Origin of the sequence: Dissulfuribacter thermophilus (assembly GCF_001687335.1) — a bacterium.
Taxonomy (GTDB): Bacteria; Desulfobacterota; Dissulfuribacteria; order Dissulfuribacterales; family Dissulfuribacteraceae; genus Dissulfuribacter; species Dissulfuribacter thermophilus.
In genome coordinates, this window is record NZ_MAGO01000003.1 from 89,774 (window position 1) to 104,675 (window position 14,902).

The following is a 14,902-nucleotide window of genomic DNA, read 5'->3' on the forward strand; positions in this document are numbered from 1 at the left end:
CATCTTAGGCAAACTCGCCAATTGCAGGATTTAGGTAAAAAATAAGCAGGAGGGATAAATTAGACATGCATGGCAAACTTACAATAGTGGGTGCAGGGGCTGTAGGCACCAGTGCTGCACACTGGGCATTGGCCAAAAGCGTTGCAAAAGAAGTAGTTCTCATCGATGTTGTAGACGGACTTCCTCAAGGGAAGGCCCTGGACTGTGCTCAATCGTCTCCCATTGAAGGATATTCAGGGCATATCAAAGGCACCAATGACTACGAGGATACAAAAAATTCAGACTGTGTCATCATCACTGCAGGGCTAGCGAGAAAACCAGGAATGACAAGGGAGGATCTCCTAGAGAAAAACGTCCAAATCGTAAAAACAGTTACTCAAAACATAGTTGAGCACAGCCCCGAGGCCATACTAATCGTTGTCACCAATCCTATTGATGCCATGGTCTACACCGCCTTTAAGGTCTCTGGTTTTCCAAAACAGCGTGTGGTTGGAATGGCGGGTGTACTTGATTCTGCAAGATACCGTTATTTTATTGCCCAAGAACTAGGGGTTTCACCAAATGATGTAAGCGCACTTGTCATGGGCATTCATGGGGACAATATGCTTCCTTTAACCAGGCTTGCAAGCGTTGGAGGAGTCCCAGTCGAGGCACTCATCCCCAAAGATAAGTTAAACGAAATTGTCAAGCGGACACAAAACGGAGGAGGAGAGATCGTTGGCCTTCTCAAATCAGGCAGTGCCTTCACCACTCCTGGACTTGCAGCTATTGAGATGGCTGAAGCCATACTCAAGGATCAAAAAAGGGTTCTTCCCTGCGCTGCCTACCTCGAAGGAGAATTTGGTATAGATGGAGTCTTCCTTGGAGTACCAGTAGTGCTTGGACGAAACGGAGTGGAAAGAATACTTGAGTTTCCATTAACTCCTGAGGAAAAAGACGCTCTAAACCTTTCGGTTGAGGCAGTAAAGAGACAAGTGGAAAGCATTCATGGAATTTAGCTGTGCCAGATTGCAGCAACTGTATATTCTATAAGAGCTCCTCTGGCACTCTAGAAAGGCCTTGATGAGCCTACCCACTAACAAATTGAGACCGTTACTCGATAAAAAGGCCATTTTTATTGTGGCCCTGGCCCTTATAGGAATATTTCTAGTCTTCGGCATCTATTGGTTTAGGTCTCCCAAAGGGGAGCTTAAACCAATAGATCCAGTTAATTTCAAAGGAACTGTAATTGATCCTAACGACGCAAAATTATTAAAAAAAGCTTTAGAACGAAACATAAATTATCTTACCAAAATTAAAGAGACCAATGCCTCTGTCCTAAAAAGAGAGGGCTATGCCTGGAATACCCAAGATCTCATAGAGGCGGTTGATTCCTTGATAGACCACATAAGTTCAGCTGAAAAACACCACGATCTTTATGATCTAATCAAGGGAAGATTCAAGGTAATAGCAGTAAAAAGGCCTGTACTTGTGACTGGTTATTACCTTCCAGAATTCAGGGCATCTAGGGCCCCAAATGAGCAATATAATACCCCTATCTTGGGGGTACCCAAGGACCTTATAACAATCAGATTGAGGGATTTTTTCCCACACAGTCAAAACCTCAACCACTTGGTATTGAGAGGAAGAGTCGAGGGCAACCTCGTGGTTCCTTATTACCCTAGAAAAGAAATCGAATTAAAGGATGATCTTCCTGTAATTGCCTATCTCGAAGACCCTATAAAGCTTTTGATCCTACATATTCAGGGCTCTGGCATATTAAAATTTAATGACGGTTCTAGCAGCTATGTACACTATGCAGCTGACAATGGTCACCCATACAAGAGTATCGGAAAAATTTTGATAAACAGGGGCATACTAAAAAAAGAAGAGGCAGATTGGAATGGGATTGAAAAATGGTATTGGTCAAACCCCAAGAAAGCTGAACGGATCATCCATGAAAATCCCCGATACATCTTTTTTAGGGAAGAACAGGGCATAAAAGATGCTATTGGAGCGACTCATGTCCCCCTCACCGCCTATCACTCTATAGCGGTTGATCCGACAAAACTCCCTCTAGGTGGGCTATTTATACTCGATGTCAATCTCCCAGACCTAGGCAGACTCTTAACCATCGTTGTGGCCCAAGACAAAGGTGCTGCGATCAAGGGTACGCATCACATTGACCTCTTTTTGGGAAAAGGTGATGAGGCGGGGAGGATCGCAGGTAAACTCAAAAGCAATGGAAAACTTTATTGCCTTATTCCAGTTAATCCATAAAAAAAAACCCCCGCTGGTAAATTGAAGGATGGAGGTGGGTATGTTGGTCGTCTTTTTGGAGATGGTTTTAAGATACCAGCGGGGGAAACTTATTCTCCATAGCAACTGTCACAATTATATTGATCTTTCACAGATTGTCAAGATATGTTTTTATTATATTGTAATTTCCACAAGCGCTTACTGGAATATTTTTTAAAAGTACCTTGGCATTACACTGTAAGCGGTTACAAACCCTGGTGAATCGCCAATGACAGGATTTAGTTTTAAATCTAAAATAAAAATCTGAGACTATATCCAATGCACAGGATTAAAAAATATTTAATTTTTTTTATTTTTTTCTTTTGGACTCAGAACCTATGGGGAGAAGACTTAGCCCCAATTATTAAGGACTTTTCCATATCTGACAGAGATGGCACCCTCGTGGCATCCATCATGCTAAAAAATGGCATTACCAGTGAGGTAGAAAAGGCCCTAAATTCTGGAATCCCTATAAGATTTTCCTACATATTCGAACTTATAAGACCAGGCTTCCTCAGAAATCACAAGATAAAGGCAGTAAAAGAAGTACGGTCCATGACATATGATCACCTAAAACGTGAATATAGGGTACTTATAGGACCTGGGACTAGAAAAATGATAAGTGTGAAGGATATGGACCAGGCCAAGGAATTTGCTTTTAATGTGAAGGACGTAGAGATAGTGGACTTTAATACTATACCCCAAGGATGTGTATACATATTGAGAGTTAAGTGCGTAATTGACAAGGAACAAGAGGCAGAATTGCCCTTTAAACGTCTTATAGGTCTTTTCTGGAACAAGTCAATAGAAACTAAATGGTATGAAATCAGGTTTAGATATTAGTGAAATAAAAAGAAGGAAGAGGGAACGCTTCATCATAGCCATCTCTCTACTTCTTGTAATATGCCTGGGATTTATTGAATACCGGCTTATTGCAGGGAGATCATCGCTCCCACCTTCAGGTAATCTGCTTATCTTTGCCATCATTAATCTAAATATTCTCCTTATCCTTCTAATCATATATCTTACGATCAGAAATATCGTTAAGCTTGTATTTGAAGATAAGGCTCGTCTTTTTGGCGCAAAGCTCAGGACCAAGCTCGTTACTGCTTTCATCTTTCTTTCTCTCATCCCCACAGCTGTCCTCTTTATCGTCTCGATGCAATTTGTGAATACAAGCCTCAGGCTTTGGTTTGATGAGAGGATAGAGCGATCTTTAGAAGACGCCATTTTTATTGGCAGGACCTATTACGATGAAAAAGAGAACTGGTTAAGGGATGTTGCGGTAGTCCTATCAGAAAGTCTTAGTTTTAAATGCCTTAATGAAGCTTCAATACTCGATAAAAAGTGCATAAGAGAATGGCTTGAGGCCCCACAAAATATTTGGGCGGGCAGGAGCATTGAGGTAGCAAGGTCTTTACATATCATTGAAATCCTGGATCCAAAGGGCAATGTAATCTTTTCCAGGAGATCTCTTAGTCTCGTGGATCAGCTTCCAGAGTTGCCTCAAGAACAACTCAAAAAGATCCTCACCTCCAAGCAAATGGACATCTTCAGCACTGAGCTCGAGACAGGAGAACTCCTTGAGGCCATTGTCCCTTTAGGCATGGGAAAGGGCGATGAGGCCCAGGGCGCGCTGGTAGTAGGATATCTCATGCCTCAAAAGGTCTCGCACCTCCTTTCGGCTATAAAAAAGGGATACGAAGAATATCAAGCCCTTAAATTGTATAAAGATCCACTCAGAACTACTATATTAATCACACTTTTTTTGATTACGCTTCTTATCATTTTCGTGGCAGTATGGTTTGGATTTCGTCTTGCCAGGCATATTACAGAGCCTGTTCAGGCACTTGCAGAGGCAACTTATAGAATTGCCCAAGGAGATTTGGATTTCTCTCTAGAAGCACGGGGAAAGGATGAATTAAACTCTCTTGTAAGGGCATTCAATACCATGACCCAGGAACTCAAGGAGGCTAAAAGAAGGGCAGAAAAGGCCTCATTAGAGTTAAAACGCAGTTATAGAGAGCTTGAACAACGCCAGCGCTATATTGAAATAATTCTCCAAAATGTTGCAACAGGTGTAATTTCTATTGATAGGACCGGAATTGTCAGGACAATGAATAGATCAGCCGAGTTAATCCTTGGCATAAGTGCAGATGAAATCGTTGGTAAACCCTACTCGGAACTCCTTACCCCTATTCAGGCCCAAGAATTTGACCAGATCAGACGAGACCTCATCTCTTCGTCTAAAGGATTGGTTCAGCGACCAATGAGAATCAAGGTAGGAGACAAAGACATCTCCCTCATTGTTACCTTTACAGTCTTAAGGGATCAAAATGGTCGCTCCCACGGAGTGGTGGTGGTCTTTGATGACCTCACTGAGCTTGAAAAGATACAACGTATGGCTGCCTGGAGAGAGGTGGCTAGGCGCATAGCTCATGAGGTAAAAAATCCGCTTACCCCTATACAACTCAATGCACAGAGACTACAAAGAAAATACTCAGACCGATTCGATAGTGAAGAAAAGGCAGTATTCCAACGGTGTTTAAATACGATCGTCAATCAGGTAGAAGAATTAAAACGTCTGGTAAACGAATTTTCCAGTTTTGCAAGGATGCCCAGACTCAGACCCAGAGCAACTGATCTGAAGGCACTGGCAGAAGAAGTGGCTTTTATGTACAAGGAGTCACACCCCAGATGCGAATTTCAAGTCCTTGTGAAGGATGATGACCTCCCCTTAATAGAGGCTGACCCTGACCAGCTTAAAAGGGCATTGATAAATCTGGTTGAAAATGCAGTTTATGCAATGCCAGATGGCGGGACAGTTTCCATTACACTCAGTACGTCCTCTACTAACTCCCAAGCCCCTGACCATCAATCCGCATCTGAGCAGGATGAAGTGGTGATAGAAGTATCTGACACTGGACTAGGCATACCCAAGGAGGACAGATCCCGACTATTTGAACCATATTTCTCCAAAAGAAAAGGGGGAACAGGCCTAGGCCTTGCAATTGTAAACTCCATTGTCACTGATCATGGTGGCAAAATCACAGTTGAAGAAAACGTCCCTTCAGGGACAAGATTTATTATAAGACTCCCTAGAAAGGCGCCTTCAAATGGAAAAAACAGTACTAGTAGTAGATGATGAAGAGAGCATTCTCGAGTCTGTAACAGACATTTTAGAGGATGAGGGCTTTCAAGTAAGGGTGGCAAAAGATGGGAAAAACGCCCTTGCTAGTATAAGAGAGGAGATACCCAATATAGTCCTATTGGATATATGGATGCCGGGGATTGACGGAATTGAGACCTTGAGGATCATAAAAGAAGAGTGGCCCTTTATCCCTGTAGTTATCATGAGTGGACATGGGACCATTGAAACTGCGGTAAAGGCAACAAAACTCGGTGCGTACGACTTTATTGAAAAGCCCTTAAGCTACGAAGAGCTTGTAATGACTCTTCGTAATGCCCTGAGATTCCACGAACTTCAGGAAGAAAACGTACTTCTCCGCCAGATGATGGGCCATCCAAAAGAACTCACTGGCACCAGCCCTGCCATGACAGCCTTAAAAGAACAGATTAAGGTGGTGGCCCCTACAGATGCCTGGGTGCTGATACATGGTGAAAATGGTACAGGCAAGGAACTTGTGGCCCAGACCATACACAGGCTCAGCAAAAGGCGCTCAAAACCCATGATCGAAGTGAATTGTGCTGCAATCCCAGATGAACTCATCGAAAGTGAACTGTTCGGTCATGAAAAGGGTGCCTTTACTGGTGCTACTACTATGAAGAGAGGAAAATTTGACCTGGCAAATGGAGGCACTCTCTTTCTAGATGAGATCGGAGACATGAGCCTCAAGACCCAGGCAAAGATACTTAGAATCCTACAGGAACAAAGATTCGAGAGAGTGGGTGGTTCAAAGACAATTAAAGTAGACGTTCGAATACTTGCAGCCACCAATAAAGACCTTGAGAAGGAGATCGAAAAGGGAAATTTCAGAGAGGATCTCTACTACAGACTAAATGTCATTCCAATAGAAGTGCCTCCTTTAAGGAAGAGGAAGGAAGATATTCCATTATTAGTCCAGGAATTTCTTGCGGAGTTTTCCACTAAGCTTGGCATTCCCAAAAAGGAAATTGATGAAGAGGCGACCCAACTCCTACAAGAATATGACTGGCCTGGTAATGTTAGAGAACTCAGGAATTTCATAGAACGTCTTGTAATTCTGACAAAAAATCAAAACATTACAAAAAGTGATCTTCCACCGCAATTTCATAAAAGGCCAAAAGAAATAGAAAAACCACTTCCAGAATTTTTTACTTGTCAGGACTTTAAAGAGGCAAAGGCCATGTTTGAACGGGAATATCTCATTAGAAAACTCCAGGAAAACCATGGCAATATAACAAAAACCGCTGAGGCTATAGGGATTGAGCGGCGCCATCTCCACAGAAAGATGAAGGCATTGGGGATTGAATACAAGGACTAAAGTTACATTCTGCCAGCGATTGCATGGCTGCTACATGGCTACATTAAAGTGTTGAGTTTTGAGTTAAAGGAAGAAAAAACTGGTAAAGGCCAGCCTACAGGGCGCTCCAATGCGTAGAGGCTATTTTCTTATGACCTTGACCCCAAATTATGCACGGCACAAGAGGGCAAAAATGTTTTTTCTATTATATCAAGTTATTGCCTTCCCGTAAGGCGTTGCTCAACAATCACCTTTTGGGTGAAACAAAATCAGGTATTTTTTTTGCCCCTTTGTGCCGCCCTTCGGGATTGGCGATTTTGCCCAAGCTGCTTTGTTGTCGGGCACTTGAAGTACCTAAGCAAACTAGCCAATTACATAATTTGGGTTGACCAACGACTTTGACGGAGTCCTGCTGGCTGCTACATGTTTTAGGTTGGATACAAAGGAGAAAAAATATGAAGACCAGTTTGGTATTTATTGTCATAACATACATTGTTGGATCGATTCCCTTTGGGCTTTTATTTTCCAAAATTAAGGGGATAGATATCAGAAAACACGGAAGTGGGAACATCGGCGCAACAAATGTAGCAAGGGTAATAGGAAAGGGCTGGGGCCTCTTTACCCTGTTACTTGATTTTTTAAAGGGCTACCTACCTATCAAGCTTTATTTACTGTATTATGCACAGGGTCCATCAGACCCTTTACCTGGAGTGCTTGGTCTTTTTGCCGTCTGTGGCCACTGCTTTTCTATTTTTTTAAAGGGACGTGGTGGCAAAGGCGTTGCCACAGCAGCAGGGGTATTTCTGGCCTTTTCTCCAAAGGCATTTCTGGCTCCAGTATTAATATTTATAATATCCGTAAAACTAAGCGGATTTGTGTCAGTTGGTTCTCTTTTGGCATCGGCATCTGCGCCCATTTCTATGCACCTAAACGGAGCTTCCCCTTTTATTGAGCCGTTTTTATGGCTCATAGTCTTAGTTATATGGTTTCAACATAGGTCAAATATAAAGAGGCTTCTTTCAGGAAAAGAAATGAAAATTTGATGTATTTGCTCACAGGGCACCGCATCTACTGCGTTGTCGGGCGCTCGACGTACAGGAAGTACGCCTTCGCGCCCTCTGCCTTGTATCTACGGCGCCCTGCGAGCAAATACCAATCAGTACGCTACATTTTTTTTACGAAATTTACTCCGTGACCGGATACAATTTAAGTTGTATGAAATTGGAAGCAGGGAGCGACTCTTCTACCTGCCGCCTTCTACCTAATAAACATTGCACCTTGAACCTTGAACTTAGATTATGGTAAGTTTATAAAATGGGATTTTGGGGGGAAAAATGAAGATTATTGAGCCATCTTTTAAGATTCTTGACAACTATTTTGTACAAGGGAAGGTACTTGAGCAGATCGAACGCTCAGGGAGAATCTGTTATAAGAGCGAGGATAAAATCACAAAAAATTCTGCTGCTCCATTCATTAAACGCATCATCCAAAGAGGGCATGAATCTGTACTTGAAATGGCCTATTTCGTGTTCGAAGTGGAAGTGGATTCAGAAACCATCATGTATAAGTTTTTAGAAAAAAATCCGAGATTTAACCAGATAGATAAACATGGAAAAAAGAAATATCTAATGTCAGGCAATCCCAGGTCTTTTAGGGACCTCGCCAGGATTGCTCCTGAGCAAAAGGTGGTTAAATCTCTACTCCATGAACTTACTCAAAAATATCCAGTGCTTTATGAGGACCTTAGGCCAAAACATGGTTGGCTACTCCCCGACGGCGTTAGAGTTAGAATGCTCTCGCCAAAAGAAATTGATGCACTCCCCCTAGACCTCTTTGTTAAACACAGAACTGTCCTGGTCCATCTCGTAATTAACAGGGCAGTATCTCACGAGTTAGTGCGTCACAGACCTGCCTCTTATCTGCAAGAATCTCAACGATATTGTCGTTATGGTGAAGAAAAGTTCGGATCCGAAGTACAATTTATCAGGCCGTGTTTCTTTAAGGAAGGAACACCGGAGTTCGAAACATGGAAAAAGACCATGGAGGATGCAGAGCGAGCATATCTCAGCTTACTAGCTACAAGTTCTCCTCAGGCGGCCCGTACAGTCCTTCCGAATTCCTGTAAAACAGAGATTATGGTCAATGCCACCCTTTCAGAGTGGGCACATATCCTGAGACTTAGGACTTCAAAGGCAGCTGATCCCTCAATGCGTGAGATCATGCTCATGCTTTTACCTGAGATGGCAAGACGTTTTCCAAAGGTCTTTGGTCCGATAAAAGAGGCTTTGGAATCAGAGGATTAATGATAAGGACTTATAAGAAATCTTTTAACTGTATAATCGTAGGTGCTTTAGTGTGAGAGGTTACAATTCATGAGGATTGAGACAGACTTCCTAATAATTGGTTCAGGGATTGCGGGACTCAGCCTTGCCTTAAAGCTCTCATCTTTAGGGAAGGTTATTATAGTCACCAAAAAGTCAAAAGAAGACACAGCGACCACTCTTGCTCAAGGAGGTATAGCCTGCGTTGCCTCACCTGATGATTCACATGAATTGCACATACGAGACACCTTAAAGGCAGGAGACGGCCTCTGTCACGAAGATGTAGTGGAACTCATAGTCAAAGGGGCCTTAGAAAGGATACGAGAGCTAGAGGAGTTAGGGGTACCATTCCAAAGAGAGTCAGATGGGAATTTAAGCCTCCACCGAGAGGGAGGGCATTCAAAAAGACGAATTTTACACTGTAAAGATTATACTGGTAGAGAAATCCAGAAGGTCTTGGGCCAGAGGGTCCTTGAGAAAAAAAATATTCAGATCCTAGAAGATAATATCGCCGTAGATCTTATCACAGAGGGTAAGATACTTGGACGCACTCGAGAACGAACTGAAAGAGATAGATGCCTGGGCTGTTACATACTAGATTCACAGACTGGGGCTATACATACGGTGCTCTCACGCTTTACAATCCTTGCTACAGGTGGTGCTGGGAAAGTATATCTCTATACAAGCAATCCTGATGTTGCGACTGGGGATGGCATTGCAATAGCCTGGAGGGCAGGTGCAAGGGTTGCAAACTTGGAATTCGTACAATTCCATCCAACGTGCCTATATCATCCAAAGGCTAAGAATTTCCTTATTTCAGAGGCCCTAAGGGGAGAAGGGGCAAGACTCATAAATTCTAGTGGAAGGCGGTTTATGGAAGACTATGCCCCTAATAGCCTGGAACTATCTTCAAGAGATATCGTTGCCAGGGCAATTGACTCTGAATTAAAGAAGACGGGAGACGACTGCGTTTATCTTGACATCTCCCATAAACCAAGCTCCTTTATCAAGGAACGGTTTCCTACCATTTATTCCACTTGTCTTAGATACGGAATAGACATCACTAAAGAGCCCATACCAGTGGTGCCGGCAGCACACTACATGTGCGGCGGTGTTGTTACAGATCATTACGGAAGGACAGATATCATAGGACTTTATGCAGTCGGTGAGACTGCATGCACAGGGCTCCATGGAGCCAATCGCCTTGCCTCAAATTCCCTTTTGGAGGGGGTCGTAATGGCCCATCAGGCATTTTCCATGATAGCCAAGGAAAAAGACGAGATATTCTCTTTAAGAGGGCCTTCACCTCCAGATTGGGACACAGGAGGAGCAGTTGATCTCAAAGAGGGAGTGCTCATTTCCTACAATTGGGACGTTATTAGAAGACTGATGTGGAATTACGTTGGTATAGTTAGAAATGAAAAGCGCCTAGGCCTCGCTAAAAAGAGACTAAATCCCATACTAGAAGAGATTGATCAACACTATTGGGACTACATACTTACGCGAGACTTCGTGGAACTCAGGAATCTCGCCCATGTAGCTGACTTGATTATTGACGCAGCAATTATGCGCAAGGAATCGAGAGGCGGGCATTATAATGAAGATTTTCCCGTGAAAGACGACTGGAATTGGAGAAGAGATACAGTACTTCAAAGAAAATCATACTGTTAGTATGTATTTTTTGGGTAATAGGCTGCCTTTTTTGGATTAACTATGCCTACTCCCAAACATTATTGAACGCTGCCCTCGCCAAGGCTCACGAGTTGTTTGAAAAAAGGCAGGCCCTAAGAGATTTTATTATGGGCTTTGGAGGGCTTGCCCCAGTGGTCTTCATATTACTCCAGGCAAGCCAAGTGATCTTAAGCCCTATTCCAGGAGAGGCTACAGGGTTTATTGGAGGATTCATATTTGGGTTACCTTCATTTTTTTATTCTACTATTGGTTTAAGCCTTGGCTCAATAGGGGCATTTTTCATTGCTAGATATTTCAGACGATTTGTACGCCCTTGGATTGAACAGAGCGAATATTACAGGCGCTTTGAGGCCCTTTTGGAACACCAAGGGCTCTTCATCACGTTCTTGTTATTTGTATTCCCTGGTTTTCCAAAGGACTTCTTGTGCTATTTCCTTGGACTGAGTTCTATGCCGTGGGAGGTCTTTCTCATTATCTGTACTGTTGGAAGGATGCCTGGTACCCTCATGTTGACACTGCAAGGGGCAGAACTATTTGAAGGGCGATTTGAAAGGCTCGCAATAGTATTTTTGCTTACCATAATATTCTTGATCCCAATGTATCTTAAGAGAGAAAGTATCTACAGGTGGGTAGAAAGAAGAATCAAATCATGACGCATAGGAAAGTGAAGATCCTTTATTGTGACGCCTTTTCAGGAGTTTCTGGAGACATGCTTCTTGGCGGCCTCTTGGACCTCGGGGTCCCCTTAAATGAACTCCAAAGCGCAATAGATTCTCTTGGGCTAGGAGTGGAACTCACGGCAGAAACAGTTAAAAGGTGCGGCTTACGCGGCATAAGCGTAACCGTGATTGAACGTGAAAAGAGTCCACCTATTAGAGACATGAATGCCTTCTGCCAAATTCTTGATATGGCTAACCTCTCAAGCGCAATAAAAAAGAAAACCTTTGGAGTCCTCCAACTACTTTTTCATGCAGAGGCCCGGGTCCATGGAATTCCAGTAGAAAAGGTCCGGCTTCATGAACTTGGCTCTATAGACACTTTGGTAGACATAGTTGGTACAGTTTATTGTCTTGATTTTTTAGATATTGACACCATATATTCATCATCTATTCCCATTTCCTCGGGCTGGGTCAAAACCCATCATGGACCTATGCCAGTGCCAGCACCTGCTGTATCCATCCTAATGGAAGGGGTGCCAGTGCATCCAACAAGTGTCAAACTTGAACTCGTAACTCCGACTGGTCTTGCTCTACTAAAATATTTTTCAAGGGAATTTGGTAGTTTCCCCCAGATGAATGTAGAAAAGACTGGATTTGGTGCTGGAAGTCGTGACATCCAGGATCATCCTAACCTCCTCAGACTTTGGTTAGGCCATTCAGACCAAACTGGGGCAAATGAAATCATAGAACTCGTAACTGTGATCGATGACATACCCCTAGAAATCATTCCACACACAATAGAAAAATTACTTTCAAAAGGTGCTCTAGATGCCTATATGTGTCCAACATACATGAAGAAGGGAAGACCTGGGGTTGAGCTAAAGGTATTGAGCCCAATAGGCCTTGAGCATGAACTCATGGCAGTTCTCTTTTATGAGACCACTACAACGGGTATTCGCGTAGAAAAAAGACACCGAGTTACACTGCCAAGAAGGCATACAGTATTAGAAACACCATGGGGACCAGTGGCGGCAAAGGAGGTTGAAATAAATAACGAGAAAAGGACATACCCAGAGTTTGAGGACGCTAAAAAGGTTTCTGCAAAGACAGGCGTTCCATTAATTGAAATATATAATTTTTTCAAAAGAGCAACAAATGAATAGGATTACTCGAGCTATCAAACTATATTCAGCCACAGTTGGCCCCTTAGGTTTTATTCCTTTTGCTCCCGGCACCTTTGGGAGTATACCTGGGATATTGATTGCCTGGGCTCTAGGCTTTTTTCCAGTATTTTATTCCTCCTTAATCTTATTTTTGTTCTTCCTCTTTTCTGTCTACGTTGCTGATAAGGCATCAAAGATACTTATGAAAAATGATCCCAGCCAAATAGTTATTGATGAAACCCTTGGGATGACTATATCTCTCTTTTCTATTAAGATGAATTTTCAAATAATGTTGTTGGCATTTATCCTATTTAGGTTTTTTGACATAGTAAAACCATTTCCCATAAGGCGTCTAGAGCACATGTTCAAGGGTGGACTAGGGATAGTAATCGATGACGCCTTCGCTGGGCTAATGGTAAATATCTTGATTCAACTCGTAATCTTTTTATTAGGGTGACAACATGCACGGAGAGATTATAGCCATAGGAGATGAAATCATCTCTGGCAAGGTCCTGAATACCAACAGTAATTTCTCTGCAAGAAGCCTCTTTCATGCAGGTTATGAAATCAAACGAATTACCAGCATAGGAGACGATCTAGAGGATATAAAAGAAGTTCTAACGGCGTCAATTAAAAGGTCTAAATTTGTCATTGTCACTGGAGGACTTGGGCCTACACCTGATGATATTACCAATGAGGCAGTAGCGAGGGCCTTTGGGCTAAAACTGATCGAAAACAAATTGATTAGAGATATGCTGGAATCCTCGTGCACTAGTACTTATCCCCTTACAGAATATCAAAAGAGGAAACTGACTCACCTACCAGAAGGAGCCGAGATCCTAAATCCAAACTCCAGGGCTTCAGGATACATGCTAAGATTTAATGATACCTTGTTATTTTTTTTGCCAGGGATGCCAAATGAACTTGAAGAACACTTAAGAGACCAGGTCTTACCTCGTCTTAGGGCCCTCATCCCTTCAAGCTTTGTATTTCTTCAAAAGACCTTCAAGGTCTTCGGACTCAAAGAACCTGAAGTAAATGCACGCTTGGACAGATTGAAACTAGACAAAAAACGGGTCTTAGTAGGCTATTATCCCAATTTCCCTGAAGTCTTTGTGACCATTACTCTAAAGGGGTCACATGACCAAGAGGCAAAGGAATGTTTTGAGAATGTAATATTCACAGTACGCGAAATCCTAAAAGATTATGTAATAGCTGAAGATGAAGAGACTCTAGAACAGAGAATTGGTACCCTTTTATTGAAGCGTGGAAAAGTATTGGCCCTTGCTGAATCCTGCACAGGTGGGCTCATTGCAAGCCGGATTACTACGGTGCCTGGAAGCTCCAACTGGTTTGACCGTGGGGTTGTGACCTATTCAAATCAGGCCAAGATGGAACTTCTTGGAGTTAAAAACGAGACATTGAGTCGCTTTGGAGCAGTAAGTCCAGAGACCTGCAGGGAAATGGTAGAGGGGCTTAAGCAAAAAACCAATGCCCATTATTTCATCTCCGTAACGGGCATTGCCGGCCCTAGCGGTGGGAGTCCACAAAAGCCTGTTGGTACTGTATATATCGGACTAGGCTCAAGAAAAAATGTGAATATCAGGAGATTTCAATTCAAGGGCACCAGGACAGTGATACAGGAACTCACTGCAGAAACAGCTCTTGACCTTTTGAGAAGGGAACTGGAAAAAAGTGTTGAGTTTTGAGTTGAAGGAGGGAAAACTTGATCAGACTCTTTGTTGCCATAGATATTCCCGACTCAATAAAAGAAATCGTGGAATCACATTACAGAGAGATTCAGTGCAAATTCAAAGAAAAGAGGATAAGGTCTGTCAAATGGGTGGATCCAAGACTTTGGCACATCACGTTGAAGTTTCTGGGTGAGATCCCTGAGCAGAAATTACCCATGTGCCAAAAGATTATTGAACAGTGCGGACAGTTGCATAACACCCTAAAATTGAGGCTTCGGCATATAGGGTGTTTTCCCGGTCTTCAAAGGCCAAGGGTGGTTTGGGCTGGGATAGAAGACAATGCAAAATGCCTCGAAAGCATGCATCTTTTTCTGGATAAATCATTTGAGTCAATAGGCATTCCAAGAGAGCAAAAGAAATTTCATGCCCACCTCACTTTTTGCCGAATTAAAAATAGTTCCCCCTGTGTGGCCGGAACCCTGGTAGATATCCTAAAAACAGGCCTTGAAACTCCATGGTTCGAAGTAGGATATATATCCCTATACAAAAGTAAACTAACTCCAAATGGGCCTATATACACGCCAATTACAAGGGCCAAACTAGGTAGGCAATAGTCAAAAGTTGCCCTTTAGC

General features: G+C 42.8%; 13 protein-coding genes. All 13 read left to right on the plus strand.

Annotation, left to right across the window (positions count from 1 at the left end; all coding sequences use genetic code 11):
• Positions 1 to 65 precede the first annotated feature (65 nt).
• The gene (gene mdh, locus DBT_RS03455) at positions 66 to 998 is read left to right on the plus strand and encodes a malate dehydrogenase (RefSeq protein ID WP_067616487.1); all 933 of its coding nucleotides are present in this window, start codon (positions 66 to 68) and stop codon (positions 996 to 998) included.
• Between the two features lie 64 nt (positions 999 to 1,062).
• On the plus strand, positions 1,063 to 2,259 hold the full coding sequence (locus DBT_RS03460) for an MltA domain-containing protein (protein WP_083186595.1): 1,197 nt from the start codon (positions 1,063 to 1,065) through the stop codon (positions 2,257 to 2,259).
• A gap of 297 nt (positions 2,260 to 2,556) precedes the next feature.
• Positions 2,557 to 3,120 (plus strand): DUF4390 domain-containing protein, encoded by a 564-nt coding sequence (locus DBT_RS03465; RefSeq protein ID WP_067616490.1) that lies wholly within the window; start codon positions 2,557 to 2,559, stop codon positions 3,118 to 3,120.
• A complete protein-coding gene (locus tag DBT_RS03470) occupies positions 3,098 to 5,422 on the plus strand; it encodes a sensor histidine kinase (RefSeq protein WP_067616492.1) in 2,325 nt (774 codons plus the stop codon). Before DBT_RS03465 ends, DBT_RS03470 begins: the two co-directional genes overlap by 23 nt.
• Positions 5,394 to 6,761 (plus strand): sigma-54-dependent transcriptional regulator, encoded by a 1,368-nt coding sequence (locus tag DBT_RS03475; RefSeq protein ID WP_067616494.1) that lies wholly within the window; start codon positions 5,394 to 5,396, stop codon positions 6,759 to 6,761. The genes DBT_RS03470 and DBT_RS03475 overlap by 29 nt, the downstream gene beginning before the upstream one ends.
• A 434-nt stretch (positions 6,762 to 7,195) precedes the next feature.
• Positions 7,196 to 7,783, plus strand: coding sequence for a glycerol-3-phosphate 1-O-acyltransferase PlsY (plsY, locus tag DBT_RS03480; RefSeq protein ID WP_067616495.1), 588 nt, complete (start codon positions 7,196 to 7,198; stop codon positions 7,781 to 7,783).
• Positions 7,784 to 8,074: 291 nt separating this feature from the next.
• The gene (locus DBT_RS03485; protein WP_067616497.1) at positions 8,075 to 9,043 is read left to right on the plus strand and encodes an FAD-dependent thymidylate synthase; all 969 of its coding nucleotides are present in this window, start codon (positions 8,075 to 8,077) and stop codon (positions 9,041 to 9,043) included.
• A 69-nt stretch (positions 9,044 to 9,112) separates the two neighbouring features.
• On the plus strand, positions 9,113 to 10,732 hold the full coding sequence (nadB, locus tag DBT_RS03490; RefSeq protein WP_067616499.1) for an L-aspartate oxidase: 1,620 nt from the start codon (positions 9,113 to 9,115) through the stop codon (positions 10,730 to 10,732).
• A gap of 62 nt (positions 10,733 to 10,794) precedes the next feature.
• Positions 10,795 to 11,406, plus strand: a complete 612-nt coding sequence (locus DBT_RS03495) for a TVP38/TMEM64 family protein (protein ID WP_141674199.1) — start codon at positions 10,795 to 10,797, stop codon at positions 11,404 to 11,406.
• A complete protein-coding gene (gene larC, locus DBT_RS03500; protein ID WP_067616504.1) occupies positions 11,403 to 12,575 on the plus strand; it encodes a nickel pincer cofactor biosynthesis protein LarC in 1,173 nt (390 codons plus the stop codon). Before DBT_RS03495 ends, larC begins: the two co-directional genes overlap by 4 nt.
• Positions 12,568 to 13,032 carry a phosphatidylglycerophosphatase A family protein gene (locus DBT_RS03505; protein ID WP_067616506.1) on the plus strand — a complete coding sequence of 155 codons (465 nt, stop codon included), beginning with the start codon at positions 12,568 to 12,570 and terminating at the stop codon, positions 13,030 to 13,032. Before larC ends, DBT_RS03505 begins: the two co-directional genes overlap by 8 nt.
• Positions 13,033 to 13,036: 4 nt before the next feature.
• Positions 13,037 to 14,284 (plus strand): CinA family nicotinamide mononucleotide deamidase-related protein, encoded by a 1,248-nt coding sequence (locus tag DBT_RS03510; RefSeq protein ID WP_067616508.1) that lies wholly within the window; start codon positions 13,037 to 13,039, stop codon positions 14,282 to 14,284.
• A 17-nt stretch (positions 14,285 to 14,301) separates the two neighbouring features.
• Positions 14,302 to 14,883, plus strand: a complete 582-nt coding sequence (thpR, locus tag DBT_RS03515; RefSeq protein ID WP_067616510.1) for an RNA 2',3'-cyclic phosphodiesterase — start codon at positions 14,302 to 14,304, stop codon at positions 14,881 to 14,883.
• Positions 14,884 to 14,902 lie beyond the last annotated feature (19 nt).

Coding starts and splice junctions, on each gene's coding strand:
- mdh (WP_067616487.1), top strand. CDS start 66: ATGCATGGCAAACTTACAATAGTGGGTGCAGGGGCTGTAGGCACCAGT.
- DBT_RS03460 (WP_083186595.1), top strand. CDS start 1,063: ATGAGCCTACCCACTAACAAATTGAGACCGTTACTCGATAAAAAGGCC.
- DBT_RS03465 (WP_067616490.1), top strand. CDS start 2,557: ATGCACAGGATTAAAAAATATTTAATTTTTTTTATTTTTTTCTTTTGG.
- DBT_RS03470 (WP_067616492.1), top strand. CDS start 3,098: ATGAAATCAGGTTTAGATATTAGTGAAATAAAAAGAAGGAAGAGGGAA.
- DBT_RS03475 (WP_067616494.1), top strand. CDS start 5,394: ATGGAAAAAACAGTACTAGTAGTAGATGATGAAGAGAGCATTCTCGAG.
- plsY (WP_067616495.1), top strand. CDS start 7,196: ATGAAGACCAGTTTGGTATTTATTGTCATAACATACATTGTTGGATCG.
- DBT_RS03485 (WP_067616497.1), top strand. CDS start 8,075: ATGAAGATTATTGAGCCATCTTTTAAGATTCTTGACAACTATTTTGTA.
- nadB (WP_067616499.1), top strand. CDS start 9,113: ATGAGGATTGAGACAGACTTCCTAATAATTGGTTCAGGGATTGCGGGA.
- larC (WP_067616504.1), top strand. CDS start 11,403: ATGACGCATAGGAAAGTGAAGATCCTTTATTGTGACGCCTTTTCAGGA.
- DBT_RS03505 (WP_067616506.1), top strand. CDS start 12,568: ATGAATAGGATTACTCGAGCTATCAAACTATATTCAGCCACAGTTGGC.
- DBT_RS03510 (WP_067616508.1), top strand. CDS start 13,037: ATGCACGGAGAGATTATAGCCATAGGAGATGAAATCATCTCTGGCAAG.